Raw genomic sequence first — 19,410 nt, 5'->3', positions numbered from 1 at the left:
AAAAGCAGCGACGGCGCAAGGTCGCCTTTTTAGCCTGCGTACCTGTGCCATGTCGCTGCCTACGGTCCTGTCCCATTACCTTACCCATCGCCCGCAACGCATTGCCCTGCTGGCCCATATCGATGAGCAGGGCTCTATCACCCGTGCAGCCAAGGCTGCCGGCCTGAGTTATAAAGCGACTTGGGACGCCATCGCCGAGCTGAACAACCTCACACTGCGGCCGTTGGTAGAACGCAGCGTAGGCGGCCGAGGGGGTGGTGGCGCACGGCTGAGCGAAGAAGGCCTGCGTGTACTGCGGCTGTACCAGCGTTTGCAGGCATTGCATGCCCAGCTATTGGACGCTGCCGAAGACAACGCCGACCTGGACCTGCTCGGCCGCTTGATGCTGCACACCAGCGCACGCAACCAGTTGGCCGGTACCGTGGCGCGCATCGAATACACAGGGATCAACGACATGATCCATTTGGACCTCGGCGGTGGTTTGTCCCTCCGGGCGGCCATTACCCATGACAGTACTGACCGCCTGAAGCTGGTGGCAGGCACTCCAGTGGTTGCCTTGATGAAAGCCGGCTGGCTGACCGTGCATGCCTTGGGTGAGCCCATACCGGACACGGCCAATGCCCTGGCGGCAACGGTCGAAGCCTTGGAGCTGGCCGCGCCAGGCCCTGGCGAAGTGCGCCTGAGCCTGAGTAATGGGCAAACCCTTTGCGCGCTTGTGGATAACCCGCGCTTGGCTGGGCTTGAGCCAGAAACACCCGTGACGGTGAGCTTCGACCCCGGCTCCGTACTACTAGGGCGGCCGCTTTAGCCACCCCATACGCAAGCCATCCGCCAAGCCGGCATAAAGCCGTCGCCCAAGTACAACGTCACAAAACCTTCATGGCGCCTGTTTAACGTGGCTGGCTGAACCGCCGGGAGCCTTGCCATGGAACAGTACCAAGACGATCTACAACCCACCGACCTTGAACGCTACGTTGGCCTTAGCCGGCGACGCTTCATCGGTGCCGGTGCGCTATGTGGCGCTGCGATGTTCATGGGCGGTAGCCTGCTCACACGCAGCACGCTGGCCCAGGCCGTGGAGACGGCCAATAGCCCACTATTGGGCTTTGACGCCGTTGCTGCCGCCACGGCCGACACCGTCACTCTGCCGCCTGGCTACCAGTCGCAGGTACTGATCAGCTGGGGCCAGCCTCTGCATGCTCACAGCCCGGCGTTCGACCCCAGTGGCCGGGCCGATGCCGAGGCCCACGCCTTGCAGTTTGGCGACAACAACGACGGCATGAGCTTTTTCCCCTTCCCCGGCGACCCTGACAGGGCACTGATGGCCATCAACAACGAGTACACCAACTACCGCTACCTGTATGAGCACGGCGGCATGCCCCTGTCAGCCGCCGAGGTCCACAAGGCGCTGGCCGTGGAAGGCGTTTCAGTCATTGAAGTACGCCGGCACAGTGGCCAATGGCAGTTTGTGCAAGGGTCTCCCTACAACCGCCGTATCCATGGCAACAGCCCCTTGCGCTTCAGCGGCCCCGCCGCTGGCCATGCCCTGCTGCAAACCAAGGCCGACCCCAAGGGCCTTGACGTGCTGGGTACTTTCCAGAACTGCGCCAACGGCAAGACCCCGTGGGGCACCTACCTCACGTGCGAAGAAAACTTCACTGACTGCTTTGGCTGCACCCAGGCCGACCAGCGCCTGAATGCCGCGCAGAAGCGCTATGGCCTGACGCCAGCCAGCAAAGAGATCAACTGGCACCCCCACGATGAGCGCTTCGACGTGTCGCGCACCCCCAACGAGCTGAACCGCCATGGCTGGGTGGTGGAAATCGACCCCTTTGATCCTAAGTCAGTGCCGGTCAAGCGTACGGCCCTGGGCCGTTTCAAGCACGAGAACGCCGCCCTGGCGGAAACCCGCGAAGGCCATGCTGTGGTGTACATGGGCGACGACGAGCGCGGCGAATTCATCTACAAGTTCATCAGCCGCGACCGTATCGACCATGCCAACCCTAAAGCCAACCGCGACCTGCTGGACCACGGCACCCTATACGTAGCGCGTTTTGACGCGGGAGACAGCCACCCGGACCATCCCAAAGGCACCGGCGAGTGGGTGGCGCTCACCCATGGCCAGGGCGGGCTGGATGCCGCCGCAGGCTTTGCCAGCCAGGCTGAGGTGCTGATTCATGCGCGCCTTGCCGCTACCCAGCTGAAAGCGACCCGCATGGACCGCCCCGAATGGATCGTAGTGAGCCCGCTCGATGGGCAGGTGTATTGCACGCTCACCAACAACATCAAACGCGGCGAAGACGGCCAGCCCGTGGGCGGCCCAAACCCTCGCGAGAAAAATGTGTATGGGCAGATCCTGCGCTGGAAGCCACAGGCCGACGACCACGGCGCCCTCGCCTTCGAGTGGGACCTGTTTGTGGTGGCTGGCAACCCGGCCGTCCATGCCGGCTCGCCCAAGCGCGGCTCTTCCAACATCACGGCGCAGAACATGTTCAACAGCCCAGACGGGTTAGGCTTCGATGCCGCCGGCCGCCTGTGGATACTCACCGATGGCGACATGAGCAACAGCGGAGACTTTGCTGGCATGGGCAATAACCAGATGCTGGCGGCCGACCCGGCCACGGGAGAAATTCGCCGTTTCATGGTCGGCCCGGTGGGCTGCGAGGTCACCGGCATTGCGTTTTCGCCGGACTACCGCACGCTGTTCGTGGGCATTCAGCACCCCGGCGAAACCGGCGGCTCAACCTTCCCGGAACACCTGCCCAATGGCAAGCCACGCTCCTCGGTCATGGCCATCACCCGGGCAGACGGCGGGCTGATAGGCGCATGAAGCCCGTGTGGGTGCGCTACCATGTGAGGCCAGGCGCACCCAGGAGCTGTAATGTCCCACCCATTCGATACACTCACCCCAGACCGGGTACTCGATGCCATTGAAAGCATCGGGTACTTGAGTGATGCCCGCGTACTCGCCCTCAACAGCTACGAGAACCGTGTGTATCAGGTAGGGATTGAAGGCGCCGAGCCGCTGATCGCTAAGTTCTACCGCCCTGGCCGCTGGACCAACGAAGCCATTCTAGAAGAGCACGCCTTTACAGCCGAACTGGCCGACTGTGAAGTGCCCGTAGTAGCACCCTTGGTGCGCGATGGCGTAAGCCTGTTCGAACACGGCGATTTCCGTTTTGCCCTGTTTCCACGCCGTGGCGGCCGGGCACCAGAGCCGGGCAACCTTGACCAGCTGTACCGCTTGGGGCAATTGCTGGGCCGCTTGCACGCCGTAGGCGCAAGCCGCCCCTTCCAGCACCGTGAAACGCTGGCAGTGGATAACTTTGGCGATGCCTCCCTGGCCACCTTGCTGGAGGGAGGCTTTATCCCCAAAAGCCTGCTACCGGCCTATTCATCCGTGGCCAAAGACATGCTGGACCGTATCAAGGCCATCTACGCCACCACCCGTTTCAACAGCCTGCGCCTGCACGGCGACTGCCACCCCGGCAACATCATGTGCCGGGACGAGGTGTATCACCTGGTAGACCTGGACGACTGCCGCACTGGCCCAGCCGTTCAGGACCTGTGGATGATGCTGGCCGGCGACCGCCAGGAACGCCTGGGCCAGTTGTCCGAGCTGATGGACGGCTACAACGAATTCCATGAGTTCGACCCGCGTGAACTGGCATTGATCGAGCCTTTGCGCGCCCTGCGCTTGCTGCACTACAGTGCCTGGCTGGCCCGTCGCTGGGACGACCCAGCTTTCCCCCATAGCTTCCCCTGGTTTGGAAGCGAGCGGTACTGGGGCGACCAGGTACTGGCACTGCGTGAACAAATCTCAGCGCTCAATGAAGAGCCCCTGCGTTTGTTCTGATATTGATCCTCTTACAAGAATAGAAAGGACGCACCATGCAAACCGCCAACCCGCGACGCGGGTATGTTCTCGGCCTGATTGCCTACGGCCTGTGGGGTCTGTTCCCCATTTACTTCAAGGCCCTGCAAAGTGTTCCCGCGATGGAAATCATCGTACAGCGTGTGCTGTGGTCCGCCGTGTTTGCGGTACTTACCCTTCTGGTGTGGAAACACCCAGGCTGGTGGAAAGCCCTTGTGGATAACCCCAAACGGTTCCTGATCCTGATGTGCAGCGGGTCGTTGATCGCCGGCAATTGGCTGGTGTACGTGTGGGCAGTGAACAACGGTCGCATGCTGGAAGCCAGCCTGGGCTACTACATCAACCCGTTGGTGAACGTGTTGTTGGGCATGTTGTTGCTGGGTGAGCGCCTGCGACGGTTGCAATGGATCGCCGTTGGCCTAGCCGTGATTGGCGTTGCGCAGCAATTGTGGCGGGTAGGCAGCTTGCCGTGGGTGTCGCTGGCACTGGCCTTAAGCTTCGCCTTCTACGGGCTGATTCGTAAAAAGGCGCCTGTGGCGGCGTTGCCGGGGCTGCTGGTAGAAACCTGGCTGCTGTTGCCCTTGGCGCTGGGCTGGCTGCTGTTTCATGGGGATGCCATGACAGCTCAGGCAGCGTTCTGGCCAACGCCCGTAGGGCTGCTGCTGATTGCGGCCGGGCCGGTCACGCTGGTACCGCTGCTGTGCTTTACGGCAGCAGCCCGTGACCTGCCTTACGCCACGCTGGGTTTCCTGCAATACATGGCCCCTACGCTGGTGCTGGCACTGGCGGTGACGTTCTATGGCGAGCATTTGAGCACCGCCAACTTGATCGCCTTTGGGTTTATCTGGATGGCACTGGCGGTGTACAGCGTTGATGTGTGGCAGGTGCTGCGTCGAAATCGCTGATCACTTTTTAACCAGCTCTCTCAAACGCCTGCGCTGCCTGGCCTGTGGACATGTTTCCCAAGCTTATCCACAGCCCAGTCCACTCAGGGTGTGCACAACACTAAAACTATTGCTCGTTTTTTGATCAATCCTCTGCAAGCCTTGAATTACGTGCTCTGTAGAGGATACCCCCCAGCTTATCCACAGCTACGCGCAAGGTTTGTATGCATAACTTCAAAGGTCCTGACGCAGGCTCAGGTCCACCATCATTTCATCCGCCAAGGTTTCCAAGGTTTCTTGCAAAGCGTCCAGCGTAAGGGCCTCCGGAACGGTCAATTGCGCCTCGGCATTGAACAACAGCTCATTGGTCATGGGCGCGGGCGACACGTCTGTGGATAAGCGCTCCACGTTAACGCCGCGGGCAGCGAGCACGCGGGAGATATCCCGCACAATGCCAGGCCGGTCGTTGGCCGTCAGGTGAAGGGTCACACGCTTCAAGGCTTGCGCCTGCACGCCGCTGCTCTGGTCCACCAGCACGCGAATGCCGTATTCGCTCAGCCCTTCCAACGCCTGGACCAATGCCGGGCGATCAGCAGCAGGCACCTCAACCCGCAGGATGCCTGCGAACTGGCCAGCCATGCGCGCCATACGGCTTTCCAGCCAGTTCCCATGGTGCTCTGCCACGCAATGCGCGATACGTTCCACATGCCCGGCCTTGTCCTGCGCCAACACGGTCAACACCAGTTGTTCCATGGTACTTCTCCCCCTGAAGTGAACAGGTAGTATAGGCGGCACCACCGAAGCCGTTAACGCAACGGTTTTCTGACTGGCCAGTCCGGTTTTCCCTATGGGACCGGCTCATGTAGTATCCGAAAAAAATCACTACATACCTGTATTCCACCGCCCCAACCACCCTTAGCCAAAGCGAGCGCGCAATGACCGATTACGTCAAGGTAGGTGACCTTCAGGTTGCCAAGGTACTGCTGGATTTCGTGAACAACGAAGCCATTCCAGGCAGCGGCGTGGCTGCTGACACGTTCTGGGCTGGGGCAGGCAGGCTGATCCACGCGCTCAGTGAAAAAAACCGCTCACTGCTTGAACGCCGCGATGCACTCCAGGCCCGTATCGATGGCTGGCACCGTGACCACAAGGGCACGCACCATGATGCGGCGGCCTATAAACGTTTTTTGAAAGACATCGGTTACCTGCTGGAAGCGCCGGGCGATGTAAAGGCCACCACTACGGGCGTTGATGACGAGATCGCCCGGTTGGCCGGGCCCCAGCTGGTGGTGCCCGTCATGAACGCCCGTTTCGCACTGAACGCGTCCAACGCGCGTTGGGGCTCCTTGTACGATGCCCTGTACGGCACCGATGCAATCAGCGAGGCGGACGGCGCCGAAAAAGGCAGTGGCTACAACCCGGTACGTGGCAAAAAGGTGGTGGCCTTCGTCAAGGCGTTCCTTGACCAGGCGGCCCCCTTGGCAGCGGGTAGCCATGCCCAGGCAACCGGCTATGGCATTCAGCACGGGGCCTTGGTGGTAACACTTGAAAACGGCGAAACCACTGGCCTGGCCAACCCCGAACAGTTCGTAGGCTTTCAGGGCACCGCCCAGGCGCCTACCGGGCTGCTGCTGCAACATAACCGTTTGCATGCCGAGATCCAGATCGACCCGCACAGCCCTATTGGCCAAACCGATGCAGCCGGTGTGAAGGACGTGCTGGTCGAAGCTGCGCTGACCACCATCATGGACTGTGAAGATTCGGTCGCTGCCGTAGACGCCGATGACAAGGTGGTGGTGTACCGCAACTGGCTGGGCCTGATGAAGGGCGACTTGGCCGAACAGGTGAGCAAGCAAGGCACAACTTTTACCCGCACCATGAACCCGGACCGTGTTTACCAGACCCCAGGCGGTGGCGAACTGACCCTGCACGGGCGCTCGCTGTTGTTCATACGCAACGTGGGCCACCTGATGACCATTGATGCCGTGCTGGACCGCGATGGCCGTGAAGTGCCCGAGGGGATCCTGGATGCGCTGTTTACCAGCCTGGCCGCCACCCACGACCTTAAAGGCCATGGCCCTCGGCGCAACAGCCGCACTGGCTCGGTGTACATCGTCAAACCCAAAATGCACGGCCCGGATGAAGTAGCTTTTGCCAACGAGCTGTTTGCCGGTGTGGAAAACGTGCTGGGCCTGCCAGTAAACACGCTGAAAATGGGCATCATGGACGAGGAACGGCGTACCACCGTGAACCTCAAGGCCTGCATCCAGGCGGCGCGCGAGCGCGTGGTGTTTATCAACACAGGTTTCTTGGACCGCACCGGTGATGAAATCCATACCTCGATGGAAGCTGGCGCCGTGGTGCGCAAAGCCCAGATGAAGGCACAGCCCTGGATTGCGGCCTACGAAAACTGGAACGTGGACACGGGGTTGGCGTGTGGCCTGCAGGGCCGTGCGCAAATCGGCAAGGGAATGTGGGCCATGCCCGACCTGATGGCCGCCATGCTGGAGCAGAAAATCGCCCACCCTCTGGCAGGTGCTAACACCGCCTGGGTGCCCTCGCCTACCGCCGCTGCCTTGCATGCGCTGCATTACCACCAGGTAGATGTGTTCGCGCGCCAGGCCGAACTGGCTACGCGTGAGCCTGCTGCGCTGGATGACATTCTGAGCATTCCCTTGGCGCCGGACACCCACTGGTCGGCCGACGAAATCCGCAACGAGCTGGACAACAACGCTCAGGGCATTCTGGGGTATGTGGTGCGCTGGATCGATCAGGGGGTGGGGTGTTCCAAGGTACCGGACATCAATGACATCGGCCTGATGGAGGACCGTGCCACGCTGCGCATCTCAAGCCAATTGCTGGCTAACTGGCTGCGCCATGGGGTAGTGAGTGAAGCTCAGGTGGTGGAAAGCCTGACGCGGATGGCCGCAGTGGTGGACCGGCAGAATGCCAATGACCCAGCCTATAAGCCCATGGCCCCCAACCTGGACACCAACATCGCGTTCCAGGCAGCGCTGGAACTGGTACTGCAAGGCGCCCGGCAACCTAATGGCTACACAGAGCCGGTGTTGCACCGCCGGCGCCGTGAGTTCAAGGCGGCGAACCGGTAATAGCTGAGGTAGAAACTGTGTAACTAAGCTGGCGCCGTTTTCGCAAACGGCGCCAGCGCTTACTTCATACTTACAGAAGCGGCAGGGTGTAGCTGACGATCAGGCGGTTCTGGTCCTGGTTGTATTCATTAGCTACATCGGTATGGAACTTGCCGTTACGCCAGCCGAAGCCAACACCTTTGAAGGTGCCGCCCTGGACAACATAGTCCACGGCCATGTCACGTTCCCATTCCTTCGCATCGCCACCGGTATTGGTTTCGATGCCGGTACCTTTCAGGTAGGTAATCGAAGCCGTCAGGCCAGGCACACCTACCTGGCTGAAGTTGTAACCATACTGGGCAAAGCGAGTCTGTTCGCCCGCTCGGATAAATTGGCCAATCAAGCGGTCAGTGAACAGGTACAGGCTGCTGCCGCCGGCGCCTTCACTGACGCGGCGATCATTAACCAGGCCGCCCTGGTTCAGCTGAACGAAGTTGCTGTTGTCCGACACGCTCTGGTAGCCGCCAGTGAACGAGTGGCCGCCCAGGCTGTAGGTGAAGATGGCACTCCAGGTGTCGTTGTCGATCTTGCCGTTGGTACCGTTGCTGTATCCGTTTGTCTTGTAACCTGCCAAGCGCCCGGCTGCCGAGTCGTTCTTGCCATCCGCATCGGTCTTGAAGTAGCGCAGGTCGGTCTTGAAAGACGAGTCCTTGCTGATCGGGTACACGTGAACCAGGCCTGCGAAGTTCTGCTTGTAATAATCTTCCAGGTTGGCGTAGTAATACTGCAGGGTCAGTTGGTCATTGACCGTGTAGTCGCCGCCGCCAAACCAGAATTCGTTGCTGTCCTGGGTGGCACCCGCTACACCCATGCCCGTACGGTTGGTCGAAGCGCGGCCAACTACGTGCTCCAAACGACCGCCCACCAGCTTGAGGTTGTCGATTTCGTTGGAGGTGATCATGCCGCCTTCGAACGTCTGAGGCAGCAGGCGGCCATCATTGGATACCAGGATTGGCAGCTTGGGCTGAAGGTTGCCATAACGCGCTTCAGTCTTGGAGAAACGCATTTTCCCCGTCACCCCAGCGCGGGTCCATGAATCTTCCGCATCGCCATTGGACTCAGACGGGATCATGGTGCTGCCCACGTGGTCTTCGTTCGGGCTGTTCAGGGTCAGGCCCAACAAGGCCTGCGCGTCCAGACCGAAGCCGACGGTGCCATCGGTAAAGCCAGACTTGTAATCCAGTACAAAGCCCTGGCCCCACTCTGCAATCTTGCTGCTGGCAGGCTTTTCGTTGTTACGGAAATCGTTGTTGAAGTAGAAGTTACGCATCGCCAGCGTAGCTTTGCTGTCCTTGATGAAATCAGCGTATGCCAACGAGGGCAGGCAAAGGCCCGCGCCAATCGCTGCCAGTGCGCTAAGCGTGGCGGTGTTTTTGATGGTCATTTGGTGCTCCCCGTTGTGTTTCTAATTTTTTCGGGAGCATAGATAACAGGCGGATTAGACCCTTGCAACGGTGTATTGCAGGGTGTGTAACAAAAAATTTAGTAAAAACTGTCAATTTTACCGGCGGTTTGCTGTCCGATGCCTTCGGCCCAAACAGCCAATAAAGCTAACTCGTTGATAAGGCACATATTTAACCCGATTCAAGATACTTATCGATGTGCCATGGCTTATAGCAAATCGGTATGTCAAATATCGGGTTTATTCAGCCTACCCCCAGTTCACGCCGTGCTATTAGCAGCATTTGCTCCACATCGATGGGTTTCAGTAAAAAATCCACCACGCTCAGATGCATGGCCTCGATGGCATCCTTCACGCCCGCTTCTCCAGACATGATGATGATCGGCAATGCCGCGCGCTCAGATGCACGTATCTGCCGGATCAGGTCCAGGCCAGACGCGGGGGCCATGCGCAGGTCCGTGATCAGCAGGCCAATGCTGCGATCGCTCATAAGCCGCTCGAACGCTGCCTGTGCCGTGCTAGCGGTACTGGACTCAATACCGTGGAGAGTGAGAATCTGCGCCAACAGCTCGCGGGAGTCGGCGTCGTCGTCCACCACCAGCGCGCGAAGGGGCCCCAGTGTTGGCGTGAGCAGAATTTCGTTCAGTGCCTCGCGTTCCTCATCACTGAGGATATCCAGGTCAGACATCGGGCTCGCCATCCAGTACATGCAAACATACGACCACAGGCTGGCCAGAAAACGTGCCAGCACACAGTAAGGGTGCATACGGTGAAGCATAGCCCCGGCATTGCCAACGTGAAAAACCGGTGTATTGCAGGGGCGTTATACGACTTACGTCCACTGGGCAGAAGCTGCCCATGCGCAGACGATGACAATAAAGCATAAAAAAAACGATACAGCCCATGAGCAAAGCTGACGCCTTCCTTCAAGCCGGTAAAACTGCCGTCCTGCAAAACGTGCAAGGCACCTTGCAGTTCCTGCAACGCTTTGCGCCTTTCGCCCAGATGGAACAGCCGCACCTGGTCTACCTGGTAGAACACTGCCACCTGCGTTTTTACGCCAACGGTGAAAGCATCCTGCGGCCCGATGACGGGCCAGTGGAGCACTTTCATATCGTGAAGCAAGGGCGCGTGGTCGGCCAGCGCCCCCGCGACACGGGCGGCATTGAAACCACGTTCGAAATTGCCAGCGGCGAATGCTTTCCGTTGGCCGCCCTGTTGGGTGAAAGGGCCACCCGTACCGAACACTTGGCCGCCGATGACACCTTCTGCCTGCGCCTCCCAAAAGAGGCATTCATTCACCTGTTTGCCATGTCGGCACCCTTTCGCGACTTTGCCCTGCGCGGTGTGAGCAGCCTGCTGGACCAGGTTAACCGGCAAGTGCGCCGCCAGGCTGCAGAAACCCTTGGCAGCCAGTACTCCCTGGACACACGCCTAGGCGACCTTGCCATGCGCCACCCCATCACCTGTGAAGCCAGCCTACCCGTAAAACAGGCGGTCAAGGTGATGCACGAACAGCAAGTGGGCAGCATTGTGGTGGTGGATGCGGCCCAAGAGCCCCTGGGCATTTTCACGCTGCGGGACCTTCGTGAACTGGTGGCCCAAGGCGATGCAGACCTGAACCAGCCGATCCAGCGCTCCATGGTGCCCTCACCCTTTGCACTGCCCCCGGAGGCCACGGCATTTGAAGCCGCGTTGGCCATGACCGAGCGGCACATTGCCCACGTGTGCCTGGTACGGGAGGGGCGCCTGTGTGGGGTGGTCTCCGAACGGGACCTGTTCTCGCTGCAGAGGGTAGACCTGGTCCATTTGGCGCGGGCCATCCGTACCGCCACTACCTTGGACAGCCTAATCGCCATGCGCCAGGACATTGGCCCGCTGGTGGAACGCATGCTGGCCTTCGGCGCCTCCTCGGAGCAGATCACCCGCATTGTGACGCTGCTCAATGACCACAGCGTGTGCCGTGTGATCGAACTGACGCTAGCCACCCACGGCGACCCCGGCGTGCCGTTCAGCTGGTTATGTTTTGGCAGTGAAGGCCGGCATGAGCAAACGCTGTTCACGGATCAGGACAACGGGCTGCTGTTCGACGCAGACGACCCGGTGCATGCCGCCGAACTGCGTGGCCGGTTGCTGCCCCTAGCTCATCACATCAACCAGGCCCTGGCCTTGTGTGGCTTTGGCTTGTGTACGGGCAATGTAATGGCCAGCAACCCCGAGCTGTGCCTATCTCGGGCGGAATGGTCCCGGCGCTTTGCCGGGTTTATCCGCGAAACCACCCCTGAAAACCTGTTGGCGTCGACTATCTATTTCGATGTACGAACTGTCTGGGGCAACCCGGAACCTGGCCACTGGCTGCAGCAGCGCATGCTGGCCCAGGTGGCGGAAAACGGCATCTTTCAGCGCATGCTGGCAGGCACCGCTTTGCGGCAGCGGCCCCCTGTGGGGCGTTTTCGCGAGTTCGTGCTGGCCCGCAAAGGCTCCGACCGCACCGCCACTCTGGACCTGAAAATACAAGGGCTGGGGCCATTCGTGGATGGCGCACGGTTGTTGGCATTGGCCAATGGCATCAGTGCCACCCCTACGCTGGAGCGGTTCCGACAGTTGGCCCAGCGAGGCGTGATTGATGCGCAGGACGGGGCAGCCTATGAAGAGGCCTACGCGTTTATCCAGCAACTGCGCCTGCAGCAGCATCAGGCCCAAAGCCGCCAGCAACTGCCATGGTCCAACCGTTTGGACCCTGACAGCCTCAACCAACTGGACCGGCGCATCCTGCGTGAATCTCTGCGTCAGGCCCAGCGCCTGCAAGGCAGCCTTGCCGTGCGATACCAGCTATGAGCCTGCTTGACCTGTTCAGGTTTCGCGCCCCCTCTGTGGCACCCGAGCAAGCCAGCCGCCTGGCAGCACTGAATGTACCTGCCGCGCTGGATGACACACCGCTGGAAGCCCAGCGGTGGGTGGTGGTAGACGTCGAAACCACAGGGCTACACCTTCAAAAAGACAGTGTGGTGGCTATCGGTGCTGTGGCCTTGGAAGGCCCTGTCATTCCTTTAGGCGACGGCTTTGAATGCCACTTGGCGATCAAGGCCAACCTGGCGGTGCCCAGTACGCTTATCCATGGGCTGAGCCCGGCAGTGCTGGCCCGAGGGCTGCCACCGGCCGAAGCACTGCTGCGGTTTCTGGAATATGTGGGTGATCGGCCCTTGCTGGCGTTTCATGCCGGGTTTGACCAAGGCATGCTGGTGCGGGCCATCAAGCAGACGTTGGGGTTTCAATGGCAAGCGCCGTTTATCGACCTTGCCGAAGTTGCCCCGCTGCTCTGCCCCAACTGGGCCGCCCATAACCACAGCCTGGATGACTGGATAAAACAGTTTGGCCTGAGCATTGGCGAGCGCCACCATGCCAGCGCCGATGCCCTTGTGACGGCAGAGCTGGGGCTGATGCTGTTCAGCCTGGCGCGGCGCCAAGGTTTGACCACATCAGGTGAACTGCAGGATGCCTTGGCGCGCTGGCGGAGGCGCCGCGATCAGCCTGCTCTTTAACATTCGGGCTGGCCAGCCACGTACCGCCGCGCCGGGTTCACGGCCGCACCAAACTCACGCAACCCCCTGGCGCCGATCAGCAACGGGTAGTTGAAGCTGCTACGGTCGGTAAGGTTGACCTCAATGGTGCGTTTCACGTCACCCAGGCACATGTCCAGGTCGATCACCGGCCGGTGGGCCACTTCAACGTTCTCTTCCTCGCCATCGTTCTCATCGGCGCGGCTCTTGATCCGGCTCATGCGCGACACCTTGTGCTCGTACACTTTGCCGTCAGCGTCGCGGGTGGCCAGCTTGAACCGCACCCAATCTTCGCCATCGCGGGTAAAGGTCTGAATATCGCGTGCTGAAAGCGAAGCGGTCAGCGCACCGGTGTCCATTTTTGCCTTAAGGGTTTGCCCGATTTCCGGCAGCTTGAAGTATTCGTAGCGGCCATACAGCGTGGGGTCGGCAGCCATGGCAGTGAGTGGCAGCAGGGACAGCAACGCAAGAACAGCTTTCACGTAAGGTTTCCTTTTCAGGGGCGCCAAGGGTTAGATGCCCAGGCCCGGATTAGTTCGTGTGGGAATAAAGTACGGGTTAGCGCATACACAAAAAGTAAAAATTTAGTGAAGTCCCGTTCAGTCGGCGAAATTTGGCGCCGATGGCACTTGGCTTTATGATTGCCGACCTTTCTTCGCATATGAGTTTCTTCATGCTTCGCCTGCTCAACGGCTGCCTTACCGCCTCGCTGCTTCTGCTCAACACGCTGGTCATGATCGGCCCGCTGCTGGTGCTGGCGCTGGTCAAGCTGGTAACACCCGTTCGCCTGCGCGACGCCGCCTCGCGCGGGGTGATGTGGATCGCCGAAAGCTGGGCGGAAATCGACAAGGCCATTTTTGCCCTGTGCACCCCCACCCGCTGGGACATCCGTGGGCTGGACGCCTTGCAGGTGGATGCGTCCTACCTGGTGGTCAGTAACCATCAGTCGTGGGTAGACATTCCGGCGCTGATCCAGGCGTTCAACCGCCGTGCGCCCTTTTTCAAGTTCTTTCTCAAGAAGGAGCTGATCTGGGTGCCGCTGCTGGGGCTGGCCTGGTGGGGGCTGGACTACCCCTTCATGAAGCGCTACAGCAAGGCCTTCCTGGCCAAACACCCCCACCTGCGCGGCAAAGACCTGGACATCACGCGCAAGGCCTGCGAGCTGTTCAAGCGCCAGCCGGTCACCGTGGTGAACTACCTGGAAGGCACGCGTTTTACCCAGGCCAAGCATGACCAGCAGGCCTCACCCTACCGCCGCCTGCTCAAGCCTAAGGCAGGCGGCGTGGCCTTCGTACTGGCGGCCATGGGCGCGCAGCTCAACCAACTGCTGGACGTGACCGTGGTGTATCCCAGCCAACGCATCCCGGGTTTCTGGGACCTGCTGTGCGGGCGTGTGCCCAAGGTGATCGTGGACATTCAGGCCCGCCCCATCGACCCGGCCTTGATCGAGGGTGACTACGAGAACGACCCGGTCTTTCGTGAGCGGGTGCAGGGCTGGGTCAACCAGTTGTGGGTGGAGAAGGATGCCCGCATTGAGGCGTTGCGGGCACAGCACGGTTAGGGTTTCGTGCCCCATACCGACGCCAGGCTGGTAAGGGCCGAACCCGTAGCCCCTTGCTGGCCAAGGTACTGCAAAATGATCGGCGCGAACTGGCTCACCATGCCGCTGTTCATGCCCAATTGGGTAAAGGCGCTGTTCATGTCCTGCTTGGTTTTTACGTTGCTCAGGGCGTTGTTCAAGGCGTTGACCTTGTTGCTATCGGATTTGCCCATCAAACCGCTCAAACCCACCAGCCCACCTAACGCGTTATTGCCCGAGAGCTTGTCCAGCCCTGGCACGGATTTAGCCAGCTCGGTGTATTGAGTGGCAGGCATCTGGTTCTTCGCCAGCCCTAGCATCGCGCCCGTACCGCCAATGGCCTGTTCGGGCGTGATCTTCAATTGAGTGCCCAAGGTGTTGAGCAGCCCCGCTGCAGGGGCTGCCGCCGCCACCGGTGCGCCATTCTGCTTGCCGTTCTGCAAGGTGGCGGCGGCGTTGACCGCGTCGTTAAGGTTGAAGGCCATGGCATGGCTGGCGGCAAGGGCGAGTGACAAGGCCAGCAGGCGTGAGGGAAAACGCATGGGTGTTGCTCCTGATACAAAAGACACACATTGGACGCCCCTCAGGCCAAGGGTTCAACAGATGCCTTTTGCTTCACAAATAGCTGCAACGCTTGCGTACGATCAACGGCCTATCTAACTACTAGCTAGTGCCTTTCTATGTCTTAAACTAACATCAGGCTGCCAACCGAGGATCTTTCTTATGCCATTGACTCATTCAGATGCACTGAATAACGTATTAACGCTACAGGGCAAAGCGCGGCGGCGGTATACACCTTTTGGCATCTATACGCCGGATCACGAGTCGAACTCCGCCTTCCACGGGCAATGGTATGAGGCAGCGAGCAATGGTTATCTACTGGGCAATGGATATCGTCTGTACTTGCCGAGTTTAATGCGGTTCGGCCAAGTGGACTCATTGAGCCCCTTTGGAGCGGGTGGTATCAATAGCTATATGTATGTCGGAGCAAGTCCGGTAAATTTTGACGACCCCACAGGTCACATAAAGGTTGCTTTAAAACCACTGACTAAAGCCATATTTAAAAATTCCAGAAAAAACAACACCCTTACAGCAGAAACGAAAAACATTCGTTTCTTTTCAGAAAACGGTTACCTTTTTGATGACTACACTAGTAAAGGCGCCCTGCGCCTGAACATAGCAGCCCATGGACAGCCCGGCATGGTGGGTTTGGGGCCTGGCAACTGGGTATCTTCCAATGAAGCAGCAAGACTTGTTATTCAAAGTGCAGGAGATTTGAGCACCTACAGCAGTGGCGGAGTGCGCACTCTAGTCTGTCATTCTGCCCAACAAACGGTATGGAATATATCTTTCGGGCAAGCCATTGCAAACCACACAGGGCTGCGTACAAAAAGTTACCGCAATGAAGTCTCTGCTTGGGGGGCGCTGATAGATCAACCCCACCTTGCATATTATCCTTCCTCCTCGCCCAGGACCCTAAGCTCAGGTCGATACGGACCCAACTACACTGATCGTCACATTGTCGTTAAAGACAGGGCCGCACTTAGTTTTGGTTCACCAACAGGGCCGTCTTTATACTTTGAACCTAAATTTGACTTTACTGCCTTGCTTAACCGGCGTGCTTTAGGCCTGCCTTAGGATTAAAGTCGTCGGGGCAAACATATACTGCTTCCAGTATTAGGTGACCCGAAGGCTATGAGGCGCATCATTTTCTTACAGGCAGGCGTGCCGATTGTGAATGGCGCGCCATGTCGAACTTACCTAGCGTACTGGCGTAACAGTTTACTTCTACGCCCCTCCGTCCTTGATAGCGAGGCCATGATATCAATGGCTTGATACGTTAGTAACTGCCCAAGAGCACGAACTTGCTCAGACTCATTCAGAAGCATTTGGACGCCATTGACTACTCGTTTGATATTCGCCCGCAATAGCGGCTTGGTTACCAATGCCTGATCAAAATGGCGATGCGGTTAGCCTTTGAGTCCGCTCTTCTGACCAAATTTTATTAGCCAGAGCTAACAAACATATTAAATTCGCCAGCTCTGGCAAAGGCTTATGAATAACCTATCAAGCGGCGCTAAACAACCCATGCGGGTCAATCACAAATTTCTTCGGCACACCCGCATCGAACTCGCCATACCCCTGTGGCGCCTGGTCCAGGCTGATGACCTGCACACCCACTACTTCGGCAATGTTGATGCGGTCCCACATGATGGCCTGCATCAGTTGGCGGTTGTACTTCATCACGGGGGTTTGGCCGGTGTGGAAGCTGTGGGATTTGGCCCAGCCCAGGCCGAAGCGGATGCTGAGGGCACCGACCTTGGCGGCAGCATCGTGGGCGCCTGGGTCTTCGGTTACGTACAGGCCAGGGATGCCGATTTTCCCGGAGACGCGGGTAACCTGCATCAGCGAGTTGAGCACGGTGGCCGGCGCTTCCTGTTGCGCACCGGCATGGCCATGGCCACGGGCTTCAAAACCTACGGCGTCTACCGCGCAATCCACCTCTGGCTCGCCCAGTAGGTTGGCGATCTGTTCGTGGAGGGGGGTGTCCTGGCTCAGGTCGGCAATTTCAAAACCCTGTGCCTTGGCATGGGCCAGGCGCACCGGGTTTACATCACCTACGATCACCACCGCTGCGCCCAGCAAACGGGCAGAGGCGGCTGCCGCCAGGCCGACCGGGCCGGCACCAGCGACGTATACCGTGCTGCCAGGGCCGACACCGGCAGTAACAGCACCGTGGTAACCCGTGGGCAGAATGTCCGACAGGCAGGTAAGGTCACGGATCTTCTCCATGGCCTTGTCACGGTCAGGCAGCTTGAGCAGGTTGAAGTCGGCATAGGGCACCAGCACGTAGTCGGCCTGGCCGCCGGTCCAGTCGCCCATGTCCACGTAACCATAAGCACCGCCCGCACGTGCAGGGTTCACGGTGAGGCATACACCGGTGTGCTGCTCCTTGCAGGACCGGCAGCGCCCACAAGCCACGTTGAAGGGAACCGAAACCAGGTCGCCGATCTTCAGGTGCTCGACGTCGCTGCCCTTCTCGATCACCTCGCCCGTGATTTCATGCCCCAGCACCAGCCCCACCTGAGCGGTGGTACGGCCCCTTACCATGTGCTGGTCCGAGCCGCAGATGTTGGTGGATACCACACGCAGGATCACGCCGTGCTCGATCTTGCGGCCGCGCGGGTCCTGCATTTTAGGGTAAGCGATGTTCTGTACCTCGACCTTGCCGGTTCCCAGGTACACCACGCCACGATTGTCAGCCATGTTCGTTTCTCCACGCTTGTTGTTTTTATGGATCACTGTGTAGGCGCAAAGCTCTGCTTGCGCGTGCATTGGCGCAAGCAGAGCTTTGCGCCTACGGAAACAAAACCGACGAGCTTCTGTTACAGCACAACGGTGCGGTTGGCGTTCAGGAACACCCGCCGCTCAATGTGGTAGCCCACCGCCTTGGCCAGGGTAAGGCATTCGATATCTCGGCCTTTGGCGACCAGGTCTTCGGGGTAGTGCGCGTGGTCCACCACTTCCACGCCTTGGGCGATGATCGGGCCTTCGTCCAGGTCGTTGTTGATGTAGTGCGCCGTGGCGCCCACCAGCTTCACACCCTTGTTGTAGGCCTGGTGATAAGGCTTGGCCCCTTTGAAACCGGGCAGCAGCGAGTGGTGGATGTTGATGGCCCAGCCATCCAGGCGGCGGCACAGTTCGGGGGACAGGACCTGCATATAGCGGGCAAGGATCACCAGTTCGGCACCGGTAGCCTCGACCACTTCCATGACCTGGCGCTCCTGGGCCGGCTTGTCGTGGGGGGCCAATGGAAAATGGTGATAGGCGATGCCGTGCCAGCGTGCCAGCGGCTCCAGGTCCGGGTGGTTGGAGATGACGGCAGTCACGTCCATGGGCAGTTGGCCGATGCGTTGGCGGTACAGCAAGTCGTTCAGGCAGTGGTCGGCCTTGGAGACCATAATCACTACCTTAGGCCGGTACTGTGGCGCGGTAAGTTCGAAGCGCATGCCAAACTCACGCACCCGCTCACCCAGGCCGGCACGGAAACCTTGCTCATCGAACCCCTCAGGTTGGCGGAATTCCACACGAATGAAGAAACGTGCTGAGAGGCGGTCGTCGAAGGAATGGTGCTCGGTCACGTAGCAACCCTGCTCGTGCAGGTAGCGGGTCACCGCATCCACCGTGCCAAGCCGGCTGGGGCAATCGGCAGCAAGAATCCAGGTATCAGGGGCGCGGGCCATGAGGCTCTCCGTCAGTGTCAATCGAACCTTCAGTGCCAATCAAAGCGTGTTTGCGCGCTTTGCGCGCTCTCACAACAAGACACCTTTAATCCACTACGGCCAACCCGTACTCAGCGCTGGCGTCCTGCAGCCACATCCACCAATAGTCGGCAAAGCTGCGGCGTATGACCAGTTCCCATGTGCTCTCCCCCATACGCCGAATGATCAGCTGGGATTTGGCGAACACCGTCCCCACACCCTTACCCACCGGGAAGTTGTCGGGGTGCACGTCATAGCTGGTGGACTTCATCAGCACGTCGCGTACGTTAGGGCCGGTCAATTCGAGCACCGTTTGCCCACCGCTCACATTCACGACCTGCACATGCTGGCCATTCAAGGCCTCATGCAAACGCTGCTCGGCCGCGAACTCCTCACCGCCTGGGCAAATGAACAGCCACTCGTCCGGCCCCATCCATTGCAGGGTGCTGTCGCCCTTGCCGGTTACGGCAAGGGCAGCGGGCAGCTCCAGCCCCAGTGCCTTGTGCACGCCACCGGCAAAGGCCGGGTTGGCGGCGTCGCCACGCACGGTAAGGTGGCCCAGCAGTTTTTTCTCGCGCAAGGTCACCCCTGCGTCTGCCCTGCCCTTGCCGACCTGGCTCGGCAGGTCAGCATGGTGTAGCGGCGTTTCGGCTTTCACAGCGCCGTCAGGGCGCTGCTGGTAAAGGTTGGCGGTGGTCAT

Annotated in this window: 17 protein-coding genes; 9 read left to right on the top strand and 8 right to left on the bottom strand. The window is 59.6% G+C overall.

Translation table 11 applies throughout. From position 1 onward, the window contains the following. The first annotated feature begins 49 nt into the window (after positions 1-49). The 4 genes from ACSAMW_RS16870 (at position 50) to rarD (ending at position 4,779) form a co-directional block, all read left to right on the top strand. A complete protein-coding gene (locus ACSAMW_RS16870) occupies positions 50-808 on the top strand; it encodes a TOBE domain-containing protein (RefSeq protein WP_500591270.1) in 759 nt (252 codons plus the stop codon). Between the two features lie 117 nt (positions 809-925). Continuing rightward, positions 926-2,830 carry a PhoX family protein gene (locus tag ACSAMW_RS16865; protein WP_500591269.1) on the top strand — a complete coding sequence of 635 codons (1,905 nt, stop codon included), beginning with the start codon at positions 926-928 and terminating at the stop codon, positions 2,828-2,830. A gap of 51 nt (positions 2,831-2,881) precedes the next feature. Next, positions 2,882-3,856 (top strand): serine/threonine protein kinase, encoded by a 975-nt coding sequence (locus ACSAMW_RS16860; RefSeq protein WP_500591268.1) that lies wholly within the window; start codon positions 2,882-2,884, stop codon positions 3,854-3,856. A 35-nt stretch (positions 3,857-3,891) separates the two neighbouring features. Then, the gene (gene rarD, locus ACSAMW_RS16855) at positions 3,892-4,779 is read left to right on the top strand and encodes an EamA family transporter RarD (protein ID WP_168085436.1); all 888 of its coding nucleotides are present in this window, start codon (positions 3,892-3,894) and stop codon (positions 4,777-4,779) included. 213 nt (positions 4,780-4,992) lie between these two features. On the opposite strand, the gene ACSAMW_RS16850 is transcribed toward rarD, so the two are convergent. Beyond that, the gene (locus ACSAMW_RS16850; protein ID WP_500591267.1) at positions 4,993-5,511 is read right to left on the bottom strand and encodes a glycine cleavage system transcriptional repressor; all 519 of its coding nucleotides are present in this window, start codon (positions 5,509-5,511) and stop codon (positions 4,993-4,995) included. A 182-nt stretch (positions 5,512-5,693) separates the two neighbouring features. On the opposite strand from ACSAMW_RS16850, the gene ACSAMW_RS16845 reads away from it, so the two are divergent. Beyond that, a complete protein-coding gene (locus ACSAMW_RS16845; protein ID WP_500591266.1) occupies positions 5,694-7,868 on the top strand; it encodes a malate synthase G in 2,175 nt (724 codons plus the stop codon). Positions 7,869-7,938: 70 nt separating this feature from the next. Here the strand turns inward: ACSAMW_RS16845 and ACSAMW_RS16840 are convergent, their stop codons facing one another. Next, positions 7,939-9,291, bottom strand: coding sequence for an OprD family porin (locus tag ACSAMW_RS16840; RefSeq protein ID WP_500591265.1), 1,353 nt, complete (start codon positions 9,289-9,291; stop codon positions 7,939-7,941). 262 nt (positions 9,292-9,553) lie between these two features. Further along, entirely contained in the window at positions 9,554-9,997 is a 444-nt protein-coding gene (locus ACSAMW_RS16835; RefSeq protein WP_500591264.1) for a response regulator, read from the bottom strand. A 215-nt stretch (positions 9,998-10,212) separates the two neighbouring features. Here ACSAMW_RS16835 and ACSAMW_RS16830 point away from each other — a divergent pair, with 215 nt between their 5' ends. Both ACSAMW_RS16830 and ACSAMW_RS16825 read left to right on the top strand, forming a co-directional pair. After that, the gene (locus tag ACSAMW_RS16830) at positions 10,213-12,147 is read left to right on the top strand and encodes a putative nucleotidyltransferase substrate binding domain-containing protein (protein ID WP_500591263.1); all 1,935 of its coding nucleotides are present in this window, start codon (positions 10,213-10,215) and stop codon (positions 12,145-12,147) included. Beyond that, entirely contained in the window at positions 12,144-12,851 is a 708-nt protein-coding gene (locus ACSAMW_RS16825; RefSeq protein WP_500591262.1) for a 3'-5' exonuclease, read from the top strand. Before ACSAMW_RS16830 ends, ACSAMW_RS16825 begins: the two co-directional genes overlap by 4 nt. Here ACSAMW_RS16825 and rloA2 read toward each other — a convergent pair. Beyond that, a complete protein-coding gene (gene rloA2 / locus ACSAMW_RS16820) occupies positions 12,848-13,351 on the bottom strand; it encodes a retropepsin-like aspartic peptidase RloA2 (protein ID WP_500591261.1) in 504 nt (167 codons plus the stop codon). The genes ACSAMW_RS16825 and rloA2 overlap by 4 nt on opposite strands. A 191-nt stretch (positions 13,352-13,542) precedes the next feature. Here rloA2 and yihG point away from each other — a divergent pair, with 191 nt between their 5' ends. Further along, positions 13,543-14,430 (top strand): 1-acylglycerol-3-phosphate O-acyltransferase, YihG family, encoded by an 888-nt coding sequence (yihG, locus tag ACSAMW_RS16815; protein ID WP_500591260.1) that lies wholly within the window; start codon positions 13,543-13,545, stop codon positions 14,428-14,430. Here the strand turns inward: yihG and ACSAMW_RS16810 are convergent. Beyond that, complete coding sequence (locus ACSAMW_RS16810) at positions 14,427-14,990, bottom strand: DUF2780 domain-containing protein (protein WP_500591259.1); 564 nt, start codon at positions 14,988-14,990, stop codon at positions 14,427-14,429. The genes yihG and ACSAMW_RS16810 overlap by 4 nt on opposite strands. 181 nt (positions 14,991-15,171) lie before the next feature. On the opposite strand from ACSAMW_RS16810, the gene ACSAMW_RS16805 reads away from it, so the two are divergent. Then, on the top strand, positions 15,172-16,086 hold the full coding sequence (locus ACSAMW_RS16805) for an RHS repeat-associated core domain-containing protein (RefSeq protein ID WP_500591258.1): 915 nt from the start codon (positions 15,172-15,174) through the stop codon (positions 16,084-16,086). A 429-nt stretch (positions 16,087-16,515) separates the two neighbouring features. Here ACSAMW_RS16805 and fdhA read toward each other — a convergent pair whose 3' ends face one another. The 3 genes from fdhA to ACSAMW_RS16790 form a co-directional block, all read right to left on the bottom strand. Then, positions 16,516-17,715: a formaldehyde dehydrogenase, glutathione-independent gene (fdhA, locus tag ACSAMW_RS16800; RefSeq protein ID WP_168085447.1), complete on the bottom strand. Its 1,200-nt coding sequence runs from the start codon at positions 17,713-17,715 to the stop codon at positions 16,516-16,518. Between the two features lie 119 nt (positions 17,716-17,834). Beyond that, entirely contained in the window at positions 17,835-18,692 is an 858-nt protein-coding gene (purU, locus tag ACSAMW_RS16795; protein WP_500591257.1) for a formyltetrahydrofolate deformylase, read from the bottom strand. Between the two features lie 85 nt (positions 18,693-18,777). Then, entirely contained in the window at positions 18,778-19,410 is a 633-nt protein-coding gene (locus ACSAMW_RS16790; RefSeq protein WP_500591256.1) for a sarcosine oxidase subunit gamma, read from the bottom strand.

The sequence above is a fragment of the Pseudomonas sp. AB39(2026) genome (assembly GCF_059831485.1).
This window is presented reverse-complemented; position numbering and strand designations above follow the sequence as displayed.

Bases quoted from the DNA above. Each gene is read 5' to 3' on its own strand.
- fdhA (WP_168085447.1), bottom strand. From the start codon at position 17,715: ATGGCTGACAATCGTGGCGTGGTGTACCTGGGAACCGGCAAGGTCGAG.
- ACSAMW_RS16825 (WP_500591262.1), top strand. From the start codon at position 12,144: ATGAGCCTGCTTGACCTGTTCAGGTTTCGCGCCCCCTCTGTGGCACCC.
- ACSAMW_RS16805 (WP_500591258.1), top strand. From the start codon at position 15,172: ATGCCATTGACTCATTCAGATGCACTGAATAACGTATTAACGCTACAG.
- purU (WP_500591257.1), bottom strand. From the start codon at position 18,692: ATGGCCCGCGCCCCTGATACCTGGATTCTTGCTGCCGATTGCCCCAGC.
- yihG (WP_500591260.1), top strand. From the start codon at position 13,543: ATGCTTCGCCTGCTCAACGGCTGCCTTACCGCCTCGCTGCTTCTGCTC.
- ACSAMW_RS16860 (WP_500591268.1), top strand. From the start codon at position 2,882: ATGTCCCACCCATTCGATACACTCACCCCAGACCGGGTACTCGATGCC.
- ACSAMW_RS16830 (WP_500591263.1), top strand. From the start codon at position 10,213: ATGAGCAAAGCTGACGCCTTCCTTCAAGCCGGTAAAACTGCCGTCCTG.
- ACSAMW_RS16835 (WP_500591264.1), bottom strand. From the start codon at position 9,997: ATGTCTGACCTGGATATCCTCAGTGATGAGGAACGCGAGGCACTGAAC.
- ACSAMW_RS16790 (WP_500591256.1), bottom strand. From the start codon at position 19,410: ATGACCACCGCCAACCTTTACCAGCAGCGCCCTGACGGCGCTGTGAAA.
- rarD (WP_168085436.1), top strand. From the start codon at position 3,892: ATGCAAACCGCCAACCCGCGACGCGGGTATGTTCTCGGCCTGATTGCC.
- ACSAMW_RS16810 (WP_500591259.1), bottom strand. From the start codon at position 14,990: ATGCGTTTTCCCTCACGCCTGCTGGCCTTGTCACTCGCCCTTGCCGCC.
- ACSAMW_RS16850 (WP_500591267.1), bottom strand. From the start codon at position 5,511: ATGGAACAACTGGTGTTGACCGTGTTGGCGCAGGACAAGGCCGGGCAT.
- ACSAMW_RS16870 (WP_500591270.1), top strand. From the start codon at position 50: ATGTCGCTGCCTACGGTCCTGTCCCATTACCTTACCCATCGCCCGCAA.
- ACSAMW_RS16865 (WP_500591269.1), top strand. From the start codon at position 926: ATGGAACAGTACCAAGACGATCTACAACCCACCGACCTTGAACGCTAC.
- ACSAMW_RS16845 (WP_500591266.1), top strand. From the start codon at position 5,694: ATGACCGATTACGTCAAGGTAGGTGACCTTCAGGTTGCCAAGGTACTG.
- ACSAMW_RS16840 (WP_500591265.1), bottom strand. From the start codon at position 9,291: ATGACCATCAAAAACACCGCCACGCTTAGCGCACTGGCAGCGATTGGC.